Annotated in this window: 22 protein-coding genes; all 22 read right to left on the minus strand. The window is 32.4% G+C overall.

Features of this window, described 5'->3' with window-relative positions; translation table 11 throughout:
- Positions 1–9: 9 nt before the first annotated feature.
- The 22 genes from Q1K37_RS00170 to Q1K37_RS00275 all read right to left on the minus strand — a co-directional run bounded on the left by Q1K37_RS00170 (position 10) and on the right by Q1K37_RS00275 (position 21,379).
- Positions 10–729, minus strand: a complete 720-nt coding sequence (locus Q1K37_RS00170; RefSeq protein ID WP_300408063.1) for a DNA repair protein RecO C-terminal domain-containing protein — start codon at positions 727–729, stop codon at positions 10–12.
- Positions 729–1,613, minus strand: a complete 885-nt coding sequence (gene era / locus Q1K37_RS00175) for a GTPase Era (RefSeq protein ID WP_300408065.1) — start codon at positions 1,611–1,613, stop codon at positions 729–731. Before era ends, Q1K37_RS00170 begins: the two co-directional genes overlap by 1 nt.
- Before the next feature lie 11 nt (positions 1,614–1,624).
- A complete protein-coding gene (locus Q1K37_RS00180; RefSeq protein ID WP_300408068.1) occupies positions 1,625–2,353 on the minus strand; it encodes a diacylglycerol kinase in 729 nt (242 codons plus the stop codon).
- Complete coding sequence (gene ybeY, locus Q1K37_RS00185) at positions 2,340–2,804, minus strand: rRNA maturation RNase YbeY (protein WP_300408071.1); 465 nt, start codon at positions 2,802–2,804, stop codon at positions 2,340–2,342. The genes Q1K37_RS00180 and ybeY overlap by 14 nt, the downstream gene beginning before the upstream one ends.
- Entirely contained in the window at positions 2,785–3,684 is a 900-nt protein-coding gene (locus Q1K37_RS00190; RefSeq protein ID WP_300408562.1) for a PhoH family protein, read from the minus strand. The genes ybeY and Q1K37_RS00190 overlap by 20 nt, the downstream gene beginning before the upstream one ends.
- 159 nt (positions 3,685–3,843) lie before the next feature.
- Positions 3,844–8,079 carry a PolC-type DNA polymerase III gene (locus Q1K37_RS00195; protein WP_300408074.1) on the minus strand — a complete coding sequence of 1,412 codons (4,236 nt, stop codon included), beginning with the start codon at positions 8,077–8,079 and terminating at the stop codon, positions 3,844–3,846.
- Between the two features lie 7 nt (positions 8,080–8,086).
- Complete coding sequence (gene ispG / locus Q1K37_RS00200; protein WP_300408077.1) at positions 8,087–9,133, minus strand: flavodoxin-dependent (E)-4-hydroxy-3-methylbut-2-enyl-diphosphate synthase; 1,047 nt, start codon at positions 9,131–9,133, stop codon at positions 8,087–8,089.
- Positions 9,134–9,144: 11 nt separating this feature from the next.
- Complete coding sequence (gene rseP / locus Q1K37_RS00205) at positions 9,145–10,149, minus strand: RIP metalloprotease RseP (RefSeq protein WP_300408079.1); 1,005 nt, start codon at positions 10,147–10,149, stop codon at positions 9,145–9,147.
- A gap of 15 nt (positions 10,150–10,164) precedes the next feature.
- A complete protein-coding gene (locus Q1K37_RS00210; protein ID WP_300408082.1) occupies positions 10,165–10,938 on the minus strand; it encodes a phosphatidate cytidylyltransferase in 774 nt (257 codons plus the stop codon).
- Positions 10,938–11,657, minus strand: a complete 720-nt coding sequence (locus Q1K37_RS00215) for an isoprenyl transferase (protein ID WP_300408085.1) — start codon at positions 11,655–11,657, stop codon at positions 10,938–10,940. Before Q1K37_RS00215 ends, Q1K37_RS00210 begins: the two co-directional genes overlap by 1 nt.
- A 13-nt stretch (positions 11,658–11,670) precedes the next feature.
- Positions 11,671–12,228, minus strand: a complete 558-nt coding sequence (gene frr, locus Q1K37_RS00220) for a ribosome recycling factor (protein ID WP_300408088.1) — start codon at positions 12,226–12,228, stop codon at positions 11,671–11,673.
- 1 nt (position 12,229) lies between these two features.
- A complete protein-coding gene (gene pyrH / locus Q1K37_RS00225) occupies positions 12,230–12,943 on the minus strand; it encodes a UMP kinase (RefSeq protein WP_300408091.1) in 714 nt (237 codons plus the stop codon).
- Between the two features lie 173 nt (positions 12,944–13,116).
- Positions 13,117–13,788 carry a translation elongation factor Ts gene (tsf, locus tag Q1K37_RS00230; protein ID WP_300408094.1) on the minus strand — a complete coding sequence of 224 codons (672 nt, stop codon included), beginning with the start codon at positions 13,786–13,788 and terminating at the stop codon, positions 13,117–13,119.
- 96 nt (positions 13,789–13,884) lie between these two features.
- On the minus strand, positions 13,885–14,697 hold the full coding sequence (gene rpsB / locus Q1K37_RS00235; protein WP_300408097.1) for a 30S ribosomal protein S2: 813 nt from the start codon (positions 14,695–14,697) through the stop codon (positions 13,885–13,887).
- Between the two features lie 134 nt (positions 14,698–14,831).
- Positions 14,832–16,892, minus strand: coding sequence for a type I DNA topoisomerase (gene topA / locus Q1K37_RS00240; protein WP_300408099.1), 2,061 nt, complete (start codon positions 16,890–16,892; stop codon positions 14,832–14,834).
- A 4-nt stretch (positions 16,893–16,896) separates the two neighbouring features.
- The gene (gene dprA / locus Q1K37_RS00245; protein WP_300408102.1) at positions 16,897–17,976 is read right to left on the minus strand and encodes a DNA-processing protein DprA; all 1,080 of its coding nucleotides are present in this window, start codon (positions 17,974–17,976) and stop codon (positions 16,897–16,899) included.
- The gene (locus tag Q1K37_RS00250; RefSeq protein WP_300408105.1) at positions 17,969–18,961 is read right to left on the minus strand and encodes an RluA family pseudouridine synthase; all 993 of its coding nucleotides are present in this window, start codon (positions 18,959–18,961) and stop codon (positions 17,969–17,971) included. Before Q1K37_RS00250 ends, dprA begins: the two co-directional genes overlap by 8 nt.
- Positions 18,958–19,632 carry a uracil-DNA glycosylase gene (locus tag Q1K37_RS00255; protein WP_300408108.1) on the minus strand — a complete coding sequence of 225 codons (675 nt, stop codon included), beginning with the start codon at positions 19,630–19,632 and terminating at the stop codon, positions 18,958–18,960. Before Q1K37_RS00255 ends, Q1K37_RS00250 begins: the two co-directional genes overlap by 4 nt.
- Positions 19,629–20,087 carry a signal peptidase II gene (gene lspA, locus Q1K37_RS00260; protein ID WP_300408111.1) on the minus strand — a complete coding sequence of 153 codons (459 nt, stop codon included), beginning with the start codon at positions 20,085–20,087 and terminating at the stop codon, positions 19,629–19,631. Before lspA ends, Q1K37_RS00255 begins: the two co-directional genes overlap by 4 nt.
- Positions 20,088–20,097: 10 nt before the next feature.
- The gene (locus Q1K37_RS00265; protein ID WP_300408114.1) at positions 20,098–20,301 is read right to left on the minus strand and encodes a hypothetical protein; all 204 of its coding nucleotides are present in this window, start codon (positions 20,299–20,301) and stop codon (positions 20,098–20,100) included.
- A 167-nt stretch (positions 20,302–20,468) separates the two neighbouring features.
- Entirely contained in the window at positions 20,469–20,879 is a 411-nt protein-coding gene (locus Q1K37_RS00270) for a YlmH/Sll1252 family protein (protein WP_300408117.1), read from the minus strand.
- Positions 20,879–21,379 carry a cell division protein SepF gene (locus tag Q1K37_RS00275; protein ID WP_300408121.1) on the minus strand — a complete coding sequence of 167 codons (501 nt, stop codon included), beginning with the start codon at positions 21,377–21,379 and terminating at the stop codon, positions 20,879–20,881. The genes Q1K37_RS00270 and Q1K37_RS00275 overlap by 1 nt, the downstream gene beginning before the upstream one ends.
- Between the last annotated feature and the right edge of the window lie 6 nt (positions 21,380–21,385).

Consider the following 21,385-nt stretch of genomic DNA (forward strand, 5'->3'; position numbering starts at 1 on the left):
ATGACCTTCCTATTTATGTCTTAAATATGATAAAGAATTTAACTTTCCAATCTCAAATATCTTCATAATCGTTTGAATAATAGTTTTCAAAAGCATGTATCCATCTTGAAAATCAAAATCTGGAATTTCCTCAAATTTAGCAAAAAGTAGATTTTTGATTAAATTACATTGGTTATAATCTAAAACCACCACTGGCGAATAGTTATTAGGCTTCAAGTCTATTCCACCCTCATCTACATTATAATAATAATTCCTACCTTGAATCAATTCCTCTTTTGAAAAATTAAAAGTAGTTCTATATCCATTAATTCCTAATAATTTTAACATATAGGCAATAGTAAGTAAATTTTCGTTGTTTTTTAGTGACATATTCTGCAAGTACACACTAGTTAAATCGTAAGTCTTACTGTCTGGATATAATTTTGGATAAATTTTACTTAAAAGTTCTAAAACAATATTACCTAATATGTTTTTTTGTGGGTTTTTTACGATTCCATAATTTGAAGATATAATTTCGTGTTCCCGCATAATACTTATTTCTGGTCGCACAGTTAATGAACAATAATGTTCTGAAAAAACATCTAACAAATTATTTTTTGAATTTAGCCCAGTCAAATTTAAATTTAAGTCAATCTTTCCAAAGTCACGGCTAAAACAACTGATTATTCGAGACTTTTCTCTTAAATTAAAATAATTAAGTACTATAATTTTAGTTTCTTTATTATCCATTAATTAAAACCAAAGTGCTTTAATTTTGAAGCACTATTTCTCCAATCCGTATCAATCTTAACCCAAAGTTTTAAATTTACTTGACTTTCTAAAAACAACTCAATATCCTGCCTTGCTGTTGAACCTATTTTTTTTATCATGGAACCGCCTTTTCCAATTACAATTCCCTTATGACTTTTCTTTTCCACCACAATAGATGCTTCTATATCATAAAGTTCCTTATTCTCTCTTTTTTTAAACTTATTGACTTCAATGTTGATCCCATGAGGCACTTCTTCCTGAAGAAAAAGCAAAGCCTTTTCTCGTATTATCTCCGAACAAATGTCACGTATACTCTGATCGGTAATCTCGTCTTCAGCATAATATAAAGGTCCCTCAGGTAGCAAATCATATATCGTATTAAAATATTCATCCACATTTCTACCGGTTAAAGCAGATATGGGTAATATTTTTTTGAAAATTCCTATTTCTTCAAATTTCTTTATAATCTGTTGACATCTTTCCTCAGAAATAATATCGGTCTTATTTATCAATAGGACAATCGGAATATTTAGTTCTTTAAGTTTCGAAATTATAAATTCTTCGTTTTCTCCAATAATTCCTGAATTGTCAACGATATAAGTAACAACATCTACATCCTTAAACGCAGATGTTGCCGATTCTAACATGTATTCACCTAATTTATTTTTAGGCTTTTGAATGCCTGGAGTATCAATAAAGATACATTGCATTTTTTCATCTGTATAAATTAATTTAATATTGTTTCTTGTAGTTTGAGGTTTATTGGATACAATAGAAATCCTCTCACCTAAAATTTTATTTAAAAATGTTGATTTTCCAACATTAGATCTTCCTATTATGGATACAAATCCAGATTTAAACATTTTCCCTCCGTTTAAATTATTAAAATAAGCTTGAACAAAATAGTGGCCACTAAAACACCTAATATCCCTCCAAAAATCACATCGGATATATGGTGTATTTTTGCTTCTACTCTAGACTCCGCTACTAATACTGCCAACAATATAGCCAAGATAGTTACAAATGGATTTTGTGCTAAAAATATGATTATCATAGCTAAACAAAAAGCAACTGCAGAATGGCCACTTACAGTTCCTCCCTTTAAATGGGTTCCTCTATCCTTGTAAAAATAAGATTTAAACAGTAGCGTAGCTAGTATAACTATAACCAATGCAATAAATGTTAAATGTATAGGCGACTTTTGAATTTTAAAAATCGCAATATTGGATAATGGGATAATTCTGTCGTAAAAGATGAAATATCCTACAAATACAGAATTAAGAGCAGAAATCAATACCGCTCCTGCTCCAACATCCTTTGCAATTTTTGCCCTTGGTTCATAGTACTCATAAATTAAATTTACAATATTTTCCAAAGCTGTATTGATAAGCTCAGCAAATAATACAAAGGTGATCGTTATGCAAAGTATTGCCATTTCCACCCTTGACATATCAAAAAACAAGCTTACCAAAGCAACCAAAACCGACATTAAAATATGTCTTTTAAAATTATCTTCATGTTTGAAGGTATGTATAATACCATCGATTGCATGATTAAAACTTTCTATCAAATTCTTGTTTTTAAAAAAATTACTGTCTTTCATCTCGAAATATTCCTATTTCTTTTAAAATCATCTTTTCTTTTTTTCTCATAAGCACCTTATCATTTTCATCAATATGATCATAACCAAGAAGATGAAATATGGAATGAACAAAGAGGTATACAAGCTCTCTTTCAAATGAATGTCCATATTCAATGGACTGTTCCTTGGCTCGTTCTAGGCAGATTACCACGTCTCCTAAAAGAACTGGGACCCCTTCTATATGGATATTCATATCTGTAGGAAAAGATAAAACATCGGTTACATCATCTTTATTTCGATATTCTTTATTTAAAACTTTAATCTCCATGGGTTTTACAAAGGAGACAGATACTTCTACTGGTTCAAACACCTTTTCACTCTTTAGTATTAAATCCAAGGCACTTTCATATTCGTCAATAATGGAATCTGGAATGTCAAATTTTGTATCTCTATTATCTATTAGAATTTTCATTTTCCTTATCCACCTTTTGATTTTCATAGGCATTGATTATCTTTTGAACTAGAGGGTGTCTAACTATATCTGAAGTTTCAAATTCCATAAATTCCAATCCCTTGATATTTTTTAAAATTGTAGATGCATTTTTTAAACCTGAAGTCTTTCCCCTCGGTAAATCTACTTGGGTGATGTCCCCAGTAATAATTGCCTTAGAACCGTAGCCAATTCTTGTCAGAAACATCTTCATTTGTTCATTTGTAGTATTCTGAGCTTCGTCTAGAACAATATATGCATTATCTAAAGTTCTACCTCTCATATAGGCTAAAGGTGCAACTTCAATTAGTCCTCTTTCCACAAGTTTAGTATATTGATCATATCCTAAGATATCAAAAAGTGCATCATAAATCGGTCTTAAATATGGATCTATTTTTTCTTGTAGATCACCTGGTAAAAATCCTAAACTCTCTCCTGCTTCTACTGCTGGTCTAGTAAGTATAATTCGTTCAACATCATGATTTTTAAAAGCTTTAATAGCCATAGCCATTGCTAGGAAAGTCTTTCCAGTTCCCGCAGGACCTATTCCAAAGACTATATCATTTTTAGCAATTAAATCTACATATTTCTTTTGCCCCAGGGTCTTAGGCTTAACTGGTTTCCCCTTGTGATTATGAACGATTACATTGCTAAGTATCCCATTTGATATCTCACTTTTACCACTCTTTATCATTTTCGTGAAATATCTTATCTGTTGATCTGTAACATCATTTTTTTGCTTAAAAGAGTTATAGAGATCTTCAAGTAAATTTGATGCAGCCGTAACATAATCCTTTGAACCTTCTATAGTCAATCCCCTTTCAAAAAGGTTGATGTGAACATGGAATTCATCTCTAATTATATTTACTTTAGATTCTAAATTATCAAACAGCTGGGTTATAAATTCTTGGTCTTCTATAATGACATTTACTACGCTTTCTACGATAATCACTCCTTTTTGGTTCAAGTAAATTATAACATATTAATATGAAAATAAAAAAAGGCACTACCTAAGTAGCACCTAAAATAAACTGATCTGATTTGATTCAGACATACCAGACAAAGTTCCATGTTCTTTCAAAGCTTGCACGGCAACTTTGTTAATTCCAGTTCTAGAAATAAGATCCTGTATTGAAATAAAATCTCCCTTCAATACTTCATTGTATATAGAAATAGAATGGGCATCGGAAACTCCTTCTAAAGCTCTAAAGGGAGGAATAATCGATCCCTTCTTATCATAGGTGAAGTTTAAGTCTAAAGATTTATGAAATTGAACAGGATCCATCTTAATTCCCCTACAATACATTTCCTCTGCTAATTCTAATACAGTTAGAATATTTTTCTCCTTTGCAGTTGCTCCATATCCCTTTTGTCTAATATCTTCCATTTCATTTCTAATGGCTTCAAGACCAGAAAAGACAATCTGACCAGGAAAACAATCATTCTTAGTAGTAAAGTAAGTGCAATAAAAAGCTTCTGGATAGTGAACTTTAAAATATGCTATCCTATAACTCATTAGCACATATGCCACTGCATGGGCCTTTGGGAACATATATTTTATCTTTCTACAAGAATCTATATACCATTCTGGAACGTCAAAGGATCTCATATAATCTTCTGTTTCATCATCTAAGTCCCTGCCCTTTCGTACCCTCTCCATTATAGTAAAGGATCTTTTTTTCTCTAGGCCCTTTTGTATAAGATAGGTCATAATGTCATCTCTCGTTGAGATTACATTCTTTAAAGTTGTAATACCATTCTTAACCAGCTCTTGAGCATTATTAGTCCAAACATCTGTACCATGGGATAACCCCGAAATTCTAAATAGTTCAGAGATATTGGTTGGGTTGGTTTCAATAAGCATTTGTCTTACAAAATTTGTACCAAACTCCGGTATCCCCAGGGTACCTACTTGTGAATTGTCATAGGGCACTTTGAACTTTAATGCATCTGTTGAATTAAAAAGACTCATTGTCTTTTCATCATCAAAAGGAACATTTAATGGGTCCACACCCGTTATATCCTGTAAATGACGAATTATAGAAGGAACATCGTGTCCTAGAAGGTCTAGTTTTAAAATTCTCCCAGATATCGCCTTATAATTGAAATGTGTAGTAATAATATCGCTATTCATATCATCCGCAGGATGTTGAACAGGGCAAAAATCATATATTTCTTTATCCTTAGGAACTATCATAACCCCTCCAGGATGCTGGCCTGAGGTTCTTTTAACACCTACTAATTTTTTTTGCAATCTTTTTATCTCAGCTTGTGAAAAGCTTGCATCCGTCATTTCCATATATTTTTTTACATATCCATAGGCTGTGTTTTCAGCAATTGTACCTATTGTTCCTGCTCTAAAGACCTTATCTTCTCCAAATAGTTCTTCAGTGTATTTATGACAAATTGGTTGATATTCCCCTGCAAAGTTTAAATCTATATCAGGTTCCTTATCCCCTTCAAATCCTAAGAAAACTTCAAAGGGTATGTTGTGACCATCCTTTATTAAATCTGCTCCACATACTGGACATTTTTCATCTGGCAAGTCCAATCCAGAACCTATATTCATGTCATCTATAAACCTTGAATATTTGCATTCACCGCATCTATAATGGGGCAATAGTGGATTTACTTCAGTAATACCCGCCATTGTTGCTGCAAAGGAAGATCCTACAGATCCCCTTGAACCAACTAAATATCCATCATCATTGGATTTTTTAACCAACTTTTGAGCAATGATATATAAAACGGCGTACCCATTTGAAATTATAGAATTTAATTCCTTATCCAATCTGCTTTTAACATATTCCGGAATCGGATCGCCATATAAGGCCTTTGCCCTATTATATGTTATATCCTTTAAGGTTTTATCCGAGCCTTCGATTACAGGAGGAAAAGTCCCATCTGGAATAGGTTTGAAATCCTCAATCATATCTCTAATTTTATAGGTATTTTCAATTACCACTTCTCGCCTTAATTCCTCAGATAAAAAAGAAAATTCCCTAAGCATTTCATCCGTTGTTCTAAAGTATAGTGTAGGGTATTTTTCTATATTTTCTCTTCTCACAAAGGGCTGAGCAGATTGAACAATATTCCTTAAAATATAATCTTTAGGTTCAAAATAATGACAGTCCGACGTGGCAACAACTAATTTTCCAATCTCTTTTGCCCTTACTATAACTTCCATTAGTATCATTTCCACTTTTTGCATAGATTCAATCTTTCCAGAATCCACTAAAGGACGATAATTTAATGGTGGTTGAATTTCTATAAAGTCATATTGTTCCATAACTTTATTAATATGGTCTGTGGGATATCCACTGATAATGCTTTGAAATAATTCTCCTTTAAAATTACCAGAACCAATAATTAAGCCTTCTCTGTATTTTTGAAGTAGATTTTCTGGTATTCCTGGAGAATTGTTGAAATATTCCATCGAAGAGATAGAAATAAGCTTATACAAATTTTTAAGCCCCGTTAGATTCTTAGCATAAATAACCGAATTATAGCTTTCGTTTTTATACTTTGGCCAAGTTGTCTTTATATAATTTAACTCAGTTAAATCTTTAATTTCACAAATAGTTTCCTCTTCCAAAGTCTTTATAAAAATTTGTGCAGTAGCCATTGCATCATCACAGGCCCTATGATGGTTTTCCAGTGAAACATTTAAGTGTTTAGAAATTGTATCCAATTTATGATTTTTTAAATTTGGGAACACACCTCTACAAAGTGCTAAGGTATCCAGATAAGCATTTACAAATTCAATTTTTTCTCTTTTACAATTTTCCCTAATGAATCCAATATCAAACTCAGCATTATGTGCTACTAGAGTTGCATCTGACACAAAATCCATAAATTCTGGTAATACCTTATCAATAGTTGGCTTGTCTATTAGCATGGAATCCGTAATATTTGTAATTTCAATTATCTTTTGAGGCAGTTGAACATTGGGATTTATTAGTTGATTAAATTCATCAACTATTTTTCCGTCTTTAACCTTTACAGCTCCAATTTCTATAATTCTATCTCTTACTTTAGAAAAACCTGTAGTCTCAATATCAAAAACCACAAAACTGTCATTATTAAAAGTTTTATGAAAATCCGTCACAACTCTAAGGTTGTCCTTTAAAATTTTTCCTTCTATTCCATAAAGAGCTCTAATATTTTTCCCATTTACCGCTTCACTAATCTCTGGAAAACCTTGGGCAACTCCCTTATCTGTTACTCCTATGGCTGAATATCCCCATTCTTCCAATTGTTGGATAAATTCATCAATTTTAATGAATCCATCAATAGCACTATATTGACTGAAGAGATGAAGTTCTACCCTCTTATCCTTTGCCTTATCTTCCCTTTTAGACATCTTGTAAACTTCAATTGAATTAACATTTATAATATTTGACCTGGAAAAATTGTCATAACTGTATTTTCCTTCAACTTTGATACATTTTCCCGGCTTTACTATATCAGAGTATTCCTCGTATTTATCACTTTGAAAAAATGTTTTGCATGTAACCGATGATGTATTATCATAAATATCATAAGTTAATATAATATATTTATCATTTTTCGTTCTAACTTCGCTACAATCTAACACTTCTCCTGCAACACATACAAAATCCCAGCTATCACCTAACTCACTGATCTTAGTAACAGTATTCTTTATCTTTCTACCAAAGGATTCTTTTTTAGAATCATCTTTAGCTTTTACTTGCTCCATTTCTTTTTTCTCTATTCTATCCACCGCTACCTTGGCTATTTTTTTCTCCTGACTCTTTAATCCTTCAATAAAATCTTCAGTTGTATCATCCAGATTTTCATAAGAGATATTCATAGAGTTAATCTCAACATTATTATCCTGCAACAATTTAGATAATTTTAACTCAAGTTCTTCTAGCTTAGGAGCATTGGCAATTTGCGGAAGTGTAATTGTTAAGATTTCATTGATGCAAAAAATTTTAATATCATCTCTATCAAATCCTTCCTTAGAAAAAAATGTTAAACACAGTTTTGATATATCTTCAAAAGATACAGACTCAGAATCATGTTGAAGATAGTTGATTTCTATAGTTGATATACCATTTAGAACTTCATTAAAAAACGAAGTTATACTTTCTCTAGAATTATCATCTACATTCCCGGAAAGGAGAATTTCAACTTTATCAAAGTATTTAGAATATTTAACTTGTTTTACTTCAAGTTCTTCTTTAAGATTGAAATTATAACCAAACTTACTGCCTAATTCTATTAAATTCATAGAACACCTACATCTTTTCTATTTCTTTTAATAATTCATTCAACAATTCCTCTTCAGGAACCTTTTTTATTATTTTCCCCTTTTTAAAAATCAATCCTTCACCATTTCCACCAGTTATACCAATATCCGCTTCTTTTGCTTCACCTGGACCATTTACAACGCAACCCATAACAGCGACAGTCAAATTTTTGTTTATGGATTTTAATTTCTTTTCTGCTAATTCAACTATCCTTATTAGGTCTATTTTAGTCCTTGAACAGGTAGGACATGATATGATATTAATTCCTTCTGTGCGAAGTTTTAATGATTTCAAAATCTCTCTTCCAACAATTACCTCTTCTTCTGGTGGAGCTGTTAGCGAAACTCTAATAGTATCCCCTATACCTTGGCTTAATAACGAACCTATTCCAACACTAGATTTGATTATACCAGTGGATTTTGGACCAGCTTCAGTTATTCCCACATGAAGAGGATAATCCGTTAATTTTGCGATTTTTTTATAAGATTCAATGGTCATGTTTACATCACTAGACTTTAAAGCTAGTTTCATATTCGTAAACCCAAGGGATTCCAAATATTCAACTTGGTCTAAACAACTATAGACAAGAGAATCAGAATTCACACCTTTGTACTTGTCAATGAATTTTTGATGAATACTTCCCGAGTTTACACCAATTCTAATTGGAGTATTGTACTCTTTGCAGCAATTAACCACTTCTTTAACTCTGTCTTTACTACCTATATTTCCAGGGTTGATTCTAAGACAATCTGCCCCATTTTTTACCGCTTCAAGGGCTAATCTATAGTCAAATTGAATATCTGCAATAATCGGAATATGAGTGTTCTTCTTTATTTCAGGGATAGCCAACGCATCATCTATGCTATTAATGGCAGATCTAGAAATATCACATCCATAACTCTCCAGTCTTAATATTTGTTCTACAGTACTTTTTATATCACTTGTAATAGTATTTGTCATCGATTGAACAGTAATAGGTGATGTTCCACCAACGGGTACATCACCTACATAAATTTGCTTAGTATTATTTCTCATTTAAACTCCTCTTAAAATAGTTGGACTATATCTTTAAAAGTAACTACAATTATCAATCCCAATAGGATTATAAACCCTATTAGATTTAAAATTCCTTCTTTTTCACTTGGTAACTTCTTACCAGTTATCATTTCAAAAAGTATCAAAACAGCTCTACCACCATCTAATGCTGGAAAAGGTAAAATATTAAATATACCTAGATTGATTGACAGTAAAGCAATGAAAGATAGGAATGTAACCAGTCCTGCCTTAAACGAATTTCCTATTGCCTTAACAACTCCTACTGGGCCACTAACCTCTTTCATGGATAGTTTACCCGTAATAAGCTGACCAAATCCCTTTAATATTGCAGAAAAGTAGAATTTAAAATCCTTAAAACCATTTATAATCCCCTTTTTAATCGAAGCATCTGAAGAGTTATAGGATTTACCATGGGTAATTCCTATTCTATAAATACCCTTACTATCCCTTTCAGGCTCTAAGGAGATAGTTTTCTTTCCCTCTTGATTTTCAATTTCCAAATTTATAGGATTACCATCGGATTTTTCAATCATCTCTGTAATATCCAAGGAACTTTCTACAGACTTATCCATTATACTAATTATCCTATCACCAGGTTTAATACCTGCTAAATCTGCAGGACTTTTTGGAACCACATCCACAATCCTATAGGATGCAAAAGTGTTCAATATAATTAGGATTAGGAGTCCCAATATAAAATTCATAATTACACCAGCTATTATTACACCCAGTCTTTTTATTGCAGGAGCATTGGCAAAAGATCGTGGATCCGACGATTCACCATCTTCTCCCTCAATTGAAACATAGCCTCCAATTGGTATAGCTCTTAAACTGTAATTGATATCATTCTTTTTCTTTTGTAAAATCTTAGGCCCCATTCCTACAGAAAACTCATTAACTTTAATTCCTGACTTTACCGCCATAAAGAAATGACCTAATTCATGTATGAATATGACAACAAGAAATACAACTAAAGACGAAATTATTGTTATCATTGTCCCTCCTTGAAATTATGACATTAAAAATATTAAGTAAATATATGGTGCGGTAAAAAGTACTGAATCAAATCTATCTAAAACACCACCATGTCCAAGAAAAACGTAACCGTAGTCCTTAGCTCCAGATAGCCTTTTGAATTTAGATGCACATAGATCTCCTAACTGGGCCATAATTGAACCTACAACCGCTCCTAGCACGAGTATGATGTAATTATCTAATTTCATAAAATATGCAAATAAAAGGGTTAATATAACCGCCCCTAATATACCACCGATGGAACCTTCAATAGTTTTTTTAGGACTTACTTTTTCCGCCAACTTATGCTTCCCAAATAGACTACCTGCAATATATGCAAAGGTGTCGGTGCCCCATGCACAAATATACACTAACCATACCAAATTGCTTTCCGCTAATAATAATATCCTGCTAAAGGACAATGGAATATATATTAGTGTAAAAACTTGAAGAAAAACAGTGTTAATATCTAGTTTTTCTTTAAATGTCATGATAAACATCAATATTGTAGAAAACAATATTATAACATTGCCCTCATATCTATTGTAACCTAGATAATTAATAAGAACTAGAACAATTGCAAATAAAATGCCCAGGAGTAAATTTGGCTTATACTCCAAATTTTTCATAATTTTATAAAATTCATATACCCCAACTACAGAAAGAAATAAAATTAGAGAAAATAAAAGGATTCCCCCTTGTAAAGTGGAACCTACTAAAATAATCACTAAAAAAATTCCAGTAATAATTCTTAAAGCTAAATTACTCATCAAATTCCTCCAAATCGCCTATTTCTACCTTGAAAATCATAAATGGCTTTATACAATTCTTCTGCAGTAAAGTCTGGCCATAGACAATTAGTAAAATAAAGTTCCGCATAGGCTATTTGATATAACATAAAATTGCTAAGCCTCTGTTCACCACCGGGACGAATAAGTAAATCTAAATCCGGTTGAGACTTAGTATATAAAAGTTCTTTAAAAGAATCTTCTGTCAATTCATGCATCTGTTTGGGGCTGTTGATTAGCTTCTCAACAGCCCTAACAATCTCACTTCTACTACCATAATTTAAACCAAGGTTTAGAACCATTCCAGTATTTTCCTTTGTTTTTTCACAGGCTCTTTCTATAGCTTGTTTTGATTTTACTGGTAATGCCGAAATATCTCCCATGGTCTTAACAATAACATTGTTATTCATTAGTCTTTGTAGTTGTGACTCAACATAAATTATTAGAAGATCCATTAATGCGCTTACTTCTTCCTTTGGGCGTTTCCAGTTTTCTGTCGAGAAGGCATATAGAGAAAGGTACTTTATCCCTAGATTACTAGAGGCTTCAACAATGTCTACAACCCTTTTCATTCCTTCGCGATGTCCAGCGACCCTTGGTAAAAATCGCTTTTTGGCCCATCGTCCATTACCATCTAAAATAATCCCCACATGGATTGGTATTCTATTGGAATCTAATTTACTAAGTAAGCTTTCTTCCATTAATTTTAAACTCCTAAATTTCCATTAACTCGTCTTCTTTATTCTTCGTAATCTTATCTACCTCTGCTGTGAATTTGTCAATAGTCTTTTGAATGTCTTCTTCAGCAGCCCTTAACTCATCTTCAGAAATCTCTGAATTCTTCTCCATTTTTTTGACTGTATCCATAGCTTCTCTTCTTTGATTCCTCAAAGCAATTTTAGCATTTTCAGAGTATTCCCTTACAACTTTAGCCAATTCTTTTCTTCTTTCCTCTGTCAACGCAGGGAATGGTAACCTGATTATTTTACCATCATTTGAAGGAGTTATTCCAAGATTTGATTTTAGAATAGCTTTTTCAATTTCTGGTAACACACTTTGATCCCAAGGTTGAATAGTCAAAAGTCTTGCCTCAGCAGCATTTATAGTTGCCACTTGGTTAATTGGAGTCATCGTACCATAATACTCCACAGATATATTTTCCAAAAGAGATGGATTTGCTCTACCTGCACGGATATTCTTCAAATCATCAACATAAGAAGAGATACTCTTCTTCATTTTATCTTCTAAATCTTTAATTACACTTGAATACATATTAATCTCCTTTTACTATCGTTCCTATATTTTCGCCATTTGCAACCCTTATAAGGTTTTCAGGATTATCAATTCCAAAGACTAAAACTGGGATGTCATTATCCATGCAAAGGGATGTTGCTGTAGAATCCATTATACCCAAACCTTGATTGATAATTTCAATATAATTTAATCTGTCATATTTTACAGCGTCGTCGAACTTATTAGGGTCCTTATCATATATCCCATCTGTTCCAGTTTTACCAAGTAAAATTACATCTGCTTTAATTTCAGCGGCACGCAGAGCAGCAGTTGTATCCGTTGAGAAAAATGGAAGTCCAGAACCAGCTCCAAAAATCACAACTCTACCTTTTTCTATATGCCTTATTGCTTTTCTTCTAATATAAGGTTCTGCAACAGCCTGCATAGTAATTGCAGTTTGAACTCTAGTGTCAACTCCGAGGTTTTCTAGACTAGCCTGTAACCTCAATGCATTAATCACCGTTCCCAACATACCCATATTGTCGGATGTAGGTCTGTCTATATTTTCAGAAGATCGTCCTCTCCAAAAATTACCTCCACCAACAACAATCGCTATTCCCATTCCAAGTTCATGTACTTCCTTAATGGACTTGCAAATATTTTCAATGACTTTATCATCAAGACCATGTCCCTTGCCTCCAGATAAAGCTTCTCCACTTAATTTTATTATTGCTCTCTTAAAAGCTAATCCCAATTTTACCTCCCAAAACTTTGTATATTCTATATAATAATATCATCAAAACCGCTACAATTCAACTGGTTAAAGTTATTCCAGTGTATTTTCTCAATAAATGAAGCACTCAGCAATTTGAGTGCTTCATTTTAGAAAAAAAGCGAGTATTATACTCGCTTTCGACTTCAAAAATATTAGTTATTCATTTGCTTTGCAACTTCTTCAGCAAAATCTTCTTCTCTTTTTTCTAAACCTTCACCAACTTCAAATCTAGCAAATCTTCTAATCTTGATGTTTTCACCAATTTTCGCAATAAGATTTGTTAAAAGAGTTTGAATATTAATGCTAGGATCTTTAATGTAAGCTTGATCAAGAAGACAAATTTCTTCATAGAATTTGTTTAATCTTCCTTCAACCTTCTTTTGAGCAATTTCTTTAGAACGTTCAGGATCCATGCCTCTTTCAGCATTTTCATTCATAGCTTGATGAATTAAAATATCTCTTTCTTTAGCAACTTCTTCTTCAGGAACTTCTTCTCTAGAAACATACTTAGGAGCAGAAGCAGTTATTTGCATAGCAATATCCTTAGTGAATTGTATAAATTCTTCGTTTTTAGCAACAAAATCTGTCTCTGTATTGATTTCTACTATTGAAGCTATTCTTCCACCATGAACATAAGATTGAACAAGTCCTTCTGCTGCAATTCTACCAGCTTTTTTAGCTGATGCAGCAAGTCCCTTTTCCCTTAAAAGTTCTTGTGCTTTTTCTATATCTCCGTCACATTCTTCTAACGCTCTTTTTGCGTCCATCATACCTGCACCGGTTTTATCTCTTAATTCTTTAACCATTGATGCTGTTATAGCCATTGATATTCCCCCTTTAAAATATTTGAAAATCAAGCACTCAAAAACTTGAGTGCTCGGTTACTTACAAAGGGTAAGAGAATAACTCTTACCTATAGATTAAGAATTTATTTCATCGGAAACTTCTGCGATTTCTTCATCGGTTACTTCTTCAGTTCCCTCTTCATTTACTTCTTTTGTTTCTTCTGAATCTTCTTCTGAAGCCTCAGATTCCACATCATCGTGTTGAGCTCCTTGATTTGCTTCTACAACTGCATTTGCAATAACGCCAGTAATTAGTTTTACCGCTCTAATAGCATCATCATTACCAGGAATAGCAATGTCAACTTCGTCTGGATCAGAATTTGTGTCTACTACAGCAACTACTGGAATACCTAAAATCTTAGCTTCATTTACTGCGATTTTTTCTTTTTTAGGGTCGATAATGAAAAGTGCATCAGGTAGTCCCTTCATGTCTTTAATACCACCTAAGAATTTTTCAAGTCTTTCCATTTCATGACGTAATTGAATAACTTCTTTCTTCGGTAAAAGATCAAAAGTATTATTACTTTCCATTTCTTCTAATTCTTGAAGACGATTAATTCTTCCTTTGATGGTCTTATAGTTAGTTAACATACCACCCAACCATCTTTGGCTTACATAAGGTTGTCCTGATCTCTTAGCTTCTGTTTCTATAGCTTCTTGAGCTTGTTTCTTTGTTCCAACAAACATTATAGTTCCGCCATCAGCTACAAGATCCCTTACATATTTGTAAGCTTCTTCAACTTGTTTTACAGTTTTTTGCAAATCTATAATATAGATTCCATTTCTCTCTGTAAAAATAAATTTTTTCATCTTTGGATTCCATCTTCTAGTTTGATGTCCAAAGTGTACTCCTGCTTCTAACAGGTTTTTCATTGATACTACTGCCATTAAATATTTCCTCCTTGTTTTTACCTCCATTTGAGTCAGCTTGAAGAAGGACTTTTAAGCAACTCTTCTCCAATCGTCAAATGTGTGTTTTCCTCGTGTATAATACCATACTTAAAGAAATTTCGCAACTTTTTTTATTTTTTAAAGTCACAATTTTCATTAGAACATCGTATCTCATCTACATTTCTATTTTTCTTATGAATAAGGATTGAACCGCATTTCGGACATTTTTCATCAATTGGCTTATCCCATAATGCAAAGTCGCATTTTGGGTAATTGTCACAACCATAAAACACCTTGCCCCTCTTGGACACTTTTTCGATGATATTGCCACCGCATTTAGGACAATTGACCCCTATTTTTTTCAATATAACCTTAGTAAAAGTACAATCTGGAAAATTACTACAGCCTATGAATTTCCCGTTTCTACCATGTTTTATTACAAGATCGTGACCACATTCAGGACATTTTTCTCCTGTTTTCTCCGGTTCTACTTTGAAATTATCATCATCCTTCTTTGCGTTTTTCAATTGTTTATCAAAATCTTTATAAAAATCACTTACAATCTTTTTCCAATCTAATTCATCATCAGCTATTCTATCTAGATCTGACTCCATCTGTGCAGTAAACTTTTCATTTATGATTTCATCAAAATATTTTAGGAGAAAAGAGTTTACATTCTCCCCTAGATCAGTGGTGAAAAATCTTTTCTGCTTGAGTTCAACATAATTTCTTTTAATTAAACTACTGATTATAGAAGCATAGGTACTAGGTCTGCCTATACCATCCTCTTCCAAAGTCTTTACCAAACTAGCCTCAGTAAATCTAGCTTTAGGTTTTGTAAAGTGTTGGTCAGACAATATGTCCATTGTCTTTAAAACTTCACCTTTTTTTATCTCAGGTATGATTACATTGGTGTCATTAATAGGATAAACCTTAGTAAAGCCCTTGAAAGCTTCAACATTTCCATTTATTTTAAAAATGAAATTATTGTTATTTATGATTACAGAAGTTGTTTTATACTTAGCAGGCGTCATTTGACTTGCTAAAGTCCTTGACCAAATGAGATTATATAATTTGTATTGATCAGAACTTAAATATCTTTCAATTGATTTTGGATTTCTCATCATGGAACTTGGTCTAATTGCCTCATGAGCATCCTGTGCTCCCTTTTTGTTCTTTCCATAGGGATTGCCTTTAGATGCAAATTCCTTTCCATAGTTTTCTTGGATATACTTAAGACTATCGGAAATAGTTCCTGAGGAAATTCTAGTAGAGTCGGTTCTCATATAAGATATTAAACCGACATTTCCCTCTTTACCAATACTTATCCCTTCGTAGAGTTGTTGTGCCAGAGTCATGGTCTTAGAAGCAGAGAAATTTAATCTTTTATTTGCATCCTGCTGTAAAGTACTAGTAGTAAATGGAGGATATGGATTTCTTTTTTTGGTCCCAGTTTTTACATCCTCAACTTTAAATCCATTCCTATCAAGTTTAGAAATAACTTTATCTACTCCTTGTTTAGTCTTAATATCTAATTTCTTTTCCTTGCCATTTTCATAAAAGCCATAAAAAGAAGATTCAAATTCCATACCCTCTTTTTCATGCTTTGCACTTATAGTCCAGTATTCTTGAGGTTTAAAGTCCCTAATTTCCTTTTCCCTCTCACATAATAGCCTAAGGGCAACGGACTGAACCCTTCCTGCACTTAACCCACTTTTTACTTTTTTCCAAAGTATTGGAGAGATTTCGTAACCAACTAGTCTATCCAATACCCTCCTAGCTTGCTGAGCATCTACTAAACTCATATCTATGGTCCTAGGTTCTTTAATAGATTTTTTTACAGTGTCCTTTGTAATTTCATTAAACTCTACTCTATTTTTTGAATTTTGATCCATTCCTAGCAAATTCGATATATGCCAAGAAATGGCTTCCCCCTCTCTATCAGGGTCAGTTGCCAAAAATACATTATCTGAATTTTTCGCTTCTTTTTTTATACTTTTTATTATGTCACCTTTTCCCCTCACATTTATATATTGAGGTTCAAAGTTGTTTTCTATGTCAATTCCCATTTTACTCTTGGGTAAATCCCTTAAGTGACCTACAGATGCAACTACCTTATAGTTTCTTCCTAAAATTTTACCTATTGTCTTTGCTTTTGTAGGCGACTCGACTATAACCAAATTTTTAGCCATCTATCTATCCTTTCTGAACTACAGGGTAAAAAACCCCTCCTATTTCCTCTATAACATATCCTTTCATTTCTAACTTTGTCAAATTAGCATTGACTTCATCTATAGGTAATCCTAACTGATTTGAAATAATATCACAAGTGCATGGACTGGAAATAAGTAAATTAATGATGTTGTTTTCAATCGGGTCATCTAAAGTCAGTTGAATAACTTCCTCTTGCTTTTTATTTGGACAGTGGATTTCTTCCAGTATATCATCAACATCCGTTATTATTTTAGCACCGTCTTTTATCAAGTCGTTTGTTCCAACACTATAAAAGCTATTTATATTACCTGGTAGTGCAAAAACATCCTTCCCCTGGTCTGCAGCATAATTGGCAGTTATTAAAGTTCCAGATTTTTTTTGAGCTTCTATTACGACTACGCCTTGGCCTATTCCAGATATAATTCTATTCCTATATGGAAAATTATAGTGAAGAGGCTCAACTCCCAGGGCGTATTCAGAAAAAATCACTCCATTATTTACTATTTTTTTATAAAGCTCCTTGTGCTTATATGGATATACAATATCCAAACCGTTTCCTATAACCGCTACTGTTCTATTATTATTTTCTAAGCTAACCTCATGTGCAATTCTATCTATACCATAGGCAAGCCCGGAAATAATTGGAATTTTATTTCTTGAAAGTTCATAAGCCAATTCCTTACAAGCCCATGCGCCATAGGATGTGCATTTTCGTGATCCAACTATGGAAAGTCCTAGACCATCTTCTTTGCTTAGAGTACCCATATAATATAACATCAAAGGAGGATCATCTATATAGTTAAGATTTTCCGGATAGTCATCATCCCCAAAAAAAGTCATGGATATACCAAGTTTCTTTAGCTTTTCTAGGTATTCATTTAAATTGAGATCTCGATTTTTAATTATTTTATTAACAGTTCTCTTGTCTAAGTTAAGTATTTCGTTTAAATCCGGTATATTAGCTATAAATTCCTTATAGCTGGTAAATTTTTCTAATAAGGCTATAGTTACCGGATTTGAAATTGATAAAATATTACAAAATAAAACGAGATTTTTATCCATTATTTACCTCCATGGAATCAAGATGCCTATACAATTTATTTTTATCCAAGTTACACTTTTTAAGAATGGTAATAAACTCCTCTCCAGGTAAAGCGCCTACAGATATCATTTTACCTGTAATAGGATGGCAAAATTTAAGAAAGTAGGCGTGTAACATCTGCCTTGTAGCATTGACTTTCTCTTTTTTAAGTCCATAGGTCCTATCTCCTAAAATGGGATGATGGATAGAAGATAAGTGTACTCGAATCTGGTGTGTCCTTCCCGTTAAAATTTCTACATCTACCGAGGAATAATCCTCATTATACTCCAAAGGTAGAACTATGGATTTTGCATATTTACCTAGCTCTTCGTCAACAGCCATCTTTGTTCGGTTATTCAAATCCCTTCCTATAGGCTTTTCAATGACTATCTTTTCATCAATAGTACCCTGGACAATTGCTACATAATGTTTTTCAATTTTACGAGCTTTGAAGATATCTTTAAGCTTTTCATGTGTAACATTATCCTTAGCTATTACAATAAGCCCTGTTGTATCCTTGTCTAATCTATGAACAATACCAGGCCTAAATGGGGCATAAATATCGGATAGGTTTTCAAACCAATATTTAAGCCTATTTACCAATGTTCCAGATTTTATGCTCTGTGTTGGGTGAACTATAAGATGTGGTGGTTTATTTAAGATAGCAAGAAACTGGTCTTCATATATCACATCTAAAGGCTTATTTTCAGGCAATATTTCAAAAGTGTCATCCTCTGGTAGCTCTACAGTTATCGAATCTCCAATCTTTAGAATATAGGATGGTTTTATTATTTTATCGTTAACAAAAACTTTTTTAGCTTTGATTAGAGATTTTATATAACTACGGGTATAGTCTTCCATATATTCTGAGAGATATTTATCAATACGACCAAATTCTAAGGGCGTTTTATCTTTAGATTCACATAAGTTTGAATCCTCTTTAATAAGTATTTTTATTTTTTTCATATGTTCTCAATCTGCCAATCAATAGGATTTAACCCATTATCTTTTAAATATCTATTTGTTTTAGAAAATGGTCTGCTGCCAAAGAAACCTCTATAGGCCGAAAGGGGTGAAGGATGAGGTGATTGAATTACAAGATGGTTTTTATTTTGAATAAAACGCTTTTTAGATATAGCATGAGCTCCCCACAGAATAAATACTAATGGGTCTTTTTTTTCTCCCAATATTTCAATTATTCTATCCGTTAACACCTGCCAACCTATGTCCCTGTGAGAATTTGCCTTTCCCCTTCTAACGGTCAAAGTAGTATTTAAAAGAAGAACTCCCTGGTTTACCCACTTCATTAGATATCCATTATTTGGAATATAACCTCCTACATCATCTACAATTTCCTTATAGATATTTCTTAAAGAAGGAGGTATCATCACCTTTGGCATAACAGAAAAGCTATGACCATGCGCTTGACCTGGACCATGATATGGATCTTGGCCTATAATCACAACTTTGACATCTTCATAGCTGACTTTTTTCAATGAATCAAAGATTAAGTTCATGTCTGGAAACACTTCATAATTTTTGTATTCATTGATTAATATTTTTCTTAACCTTTGATAGTAATCCTTCTTAAATTCTTCTTTTAATAATTCATCCCAACTATTATTGAATATTATCATAAAACACCCTCAAAATCCTTAGTAGTAAAAAATGCTAAAATGATAAATATCGTTCCAATTACAACACAGATGTCCGCAACATTAAATACAGGAAAATCATATCCATTTGGAAATGTAACGGATATAAAATCTATTACATAATGTCTAAAAACCCTATCTATCAAATTGCCTATAGCTCCTCCAATTATTAATGACAATCCAATTTTACTTATAAGAGAAAACTTATTATATCCCTTATAGAGATAAAAAGACATTGCCAAAATAACCCCAAGGGTTACAAATGTTAAAAAAAACTTCTTGCCTTGCAAAATACCAAATGCAGCACCCCTATTTTCAACGTAGATAAGGTTTAAGTAACTATCTATGATTCCGATTGAACCCTTTTTTAGTCCAATTGCCAAATACTTAGTGATTTGGTCTATTAAAATAGCTAAAATAATTATTAATAATCCCAAGTTGACTCTCCTACACATATTTTAAAATTTCTACGATATAATTATCTTTTTTAGTTCTTCCTAAGATTTCCATAAATTTAAACCTGCCATATCCCCGTATGGATATTAAAGATTTATCTTCTAATACTTCATGGGTGATCTTAGATTCAATATAGTTGACTTTGACATCACCCTTTAATATCTTATCCCTCGCTTTATTTCTAGATACGTTCATTATCCCAGAACAGATAGTATCCAAGCGAAGAGATGACACTACGATATTTTTCTTAATATAATTTTTCTCAACTTCATTGAAGTCAAATTCTTCAAGCTCACTAATTTTAACATTGTAATTATTAATTTTATTCAGGTTGATATGAATAAAATTTGAAATTGTATTTCTTAAAAAAATAACGGACCTATCTTTTTGAAAAGAATATCCCCTATTTTTTCTCTCATTACTCCTAAAGATAGTATTGCCCCAAGTACATCTCTATGGTTTATTTTTGTCCCTTCAGTTTTAAAAGAAAGAATTTTAATATACTCTTTTGGATTTGGAACATTGTAATTACCATGTAAAATAATTACATTTCTTTCACATTCTTCTCTACTTGGATAGATTATATAATCTTCAAAACCATAAGTATTTAGCAGGCTTATGCAATATTTTAGTTCCCCAGGAGTTAAAAAATCAGTACAATAAATAATTTCTTTGTCCATAACAACAAATAGACTATCAGCAAAGCTTTTGATAGTCTTTTTTGTATCTATATCTGTGATATGGCCTAGAATCCTATCAATATCTCTTTGCATTATAATTGATAAAATCCTTTGCTTTGGATCTGATCTTTTAATTTTCCATCTATTTCAATTTCTTTCGGCGCTATAACAAAAATATCCTTACTAACTTTTTGTATCTTTCCGTCGATAGCGTAAATACCTCCACTAACAAAGTCGAAAGTCTTCTTCTTTACGTCAATTTCTAACATTTCTAAATTTAACACAACCACATTTTTAGCTATAATATCATCTAAAACAGGTGGTGCATCCTCGTAGTTAATAGGTTCATGAATCAAAATTTTAACTCTTTCAGATGCAAAATTTTCATTTATACTAACCACATTGCTCTTTTTAAATCTATTTGTTGTAGGTTTAACCGGTTCCTGATATTCTACTACAGGTTCTTGATTGTCAGTAAACTCTTCCTTCTTATCATAATAGTCCTTGTTAATATAATCATCGTCATAATAATCTTCATCAATATAATCATCTTCTAATCCTAGAAGATTTTTAAATTTATCAAATACGCTCATATTCCC

This window comes from Lagierella sp. (assembly GCF_029983815.1).
GTDB lineage: Bacteria > Bacillota > Clostridia > Tissierellales > Peptoniphilaceae > Mediannikoviicoccus.

Coding starts and splice junctions, on each gene's coding strand:
- Q1K37_RS00170 (WP_300408063.1), bottom strand. CDS start 729: ATGGATAATAAAGAAACTAAAATTATAGTACTTAATTATTTTAATTTA.
- era (WP_300408065.1), bottom strand. CDS start 1,613: ATGTTTAAATCTGGATTTGTATCCATAATAGGAAGATCTAATGTTGGA.
- Q1K37_RS00180 (WP_300408068.1), bottom strand. CDS start 2,353: ATGAAAGACAGTAATTTTTTTAAAAACAAGAATTTGATAGAAAGTTTT.
- ybeY (WP_300408071.1), bottom strand. CDS start 2,804: ATGAAAATTCTAATAGATAATAGAGATACAAAATTTGACATTCCAGAT.
- Q1K37_RS00195 (WP_300408074.1), bottom strand. CDS start 8,079: ATGAATTTAATAGAATTAGGCAGTAAGTTTGGTTATAATTTCAATCTT.
- ispG (WP_300408077.1), bottom strand. CDS start 9,133: ATGAGAAATAATACTAAGCAAATTTATGTAGGTGATGTACCCGTTGGT.
- rseP (WP_300408079.1), bottom strand. CDS start 10,149: ATGATAACAATAATTTCGTCTTTAGTTGTATTTCTTGTTGTCATATTC.
- Q1K37_RS00210 (WP_300408082.1), bottom strand. CDS start 10,938: ATGAGTAATTTAGCTTTAAGAATTATTACTGGAATTTTTTTAGTGATT.
- Q1K37_RS00215 (WP_300408085.1), bottom strand. CDS start 11,657: ATGGAAGAAAGCTTACTTAGTAAATTAGATTCCAATAGAATACCAATC.
- frr (WP_300408088.1), bottom strand. CDS start 12,228: ATGTATTCAAGTGTAATTAAAGATTTAGAAGATAAAATGAAGAAGAGT.
- tsf (WP_300408094.1), bottom strand. CDS start 13,788: ATGGCTATAACAGCATCAATGGTTAAAGAATTAAGAGATAAAACCGGT.
- rpsB (WP_300408097.1), bottom strand. CDS start 14,697: ATGGCAGTAGTATCAATGAAAAACCTGTTAGAAGCAGGAGTACACTTT.
- topA (WP_300408099.1), bottom strand. CDS start 16,892: ATGGCTAAAAATTTGGTTATAGTCGAGTCGCCTACAAAAGCAAAGACA.
- dprA (WP_300408102.1), bottom strand. CDS start 17,976: ATGGATAAAAATCTCGTTTTATTTTGTAATATTTTATCAATTTCAAAT.
- Q1K37_RS00250 (WP_300408105.1), bottom strand. CDS start 18,961: ATGAAAAAAATAAAAATACTTATTAAAGAGGATTCAAACTTATGTGAA.
- Q1K37_RS00255 (WP_300408108.1), bottom strand. CDS start 19,632: ATGATAATATTCAATAATAGTTGGGATGAATTATTAAAAGAAGAATTT.
- Q1K37_RS00265 (WP_300408114.1), bottom strand. CDS start 20,301: ATGAACGTATCTAGAAATAAAGCGAGGGATAAGATATTAAAGGGTGAT.
- Q1K37_RS00270 (WP_300408117.1), bottom strand. CDS start 20,879: ATGCAAAGAGATATTGATAGGATTCTAGGCCATATCACAGATATAGAT.
- Q1K37_RS00275 (WP_300408121.1), bottom strand. CDS start 21,379: ATGAGCGTATTTGATAAATTTAAAAATCTTCTAGGATTAGAAGATGAT.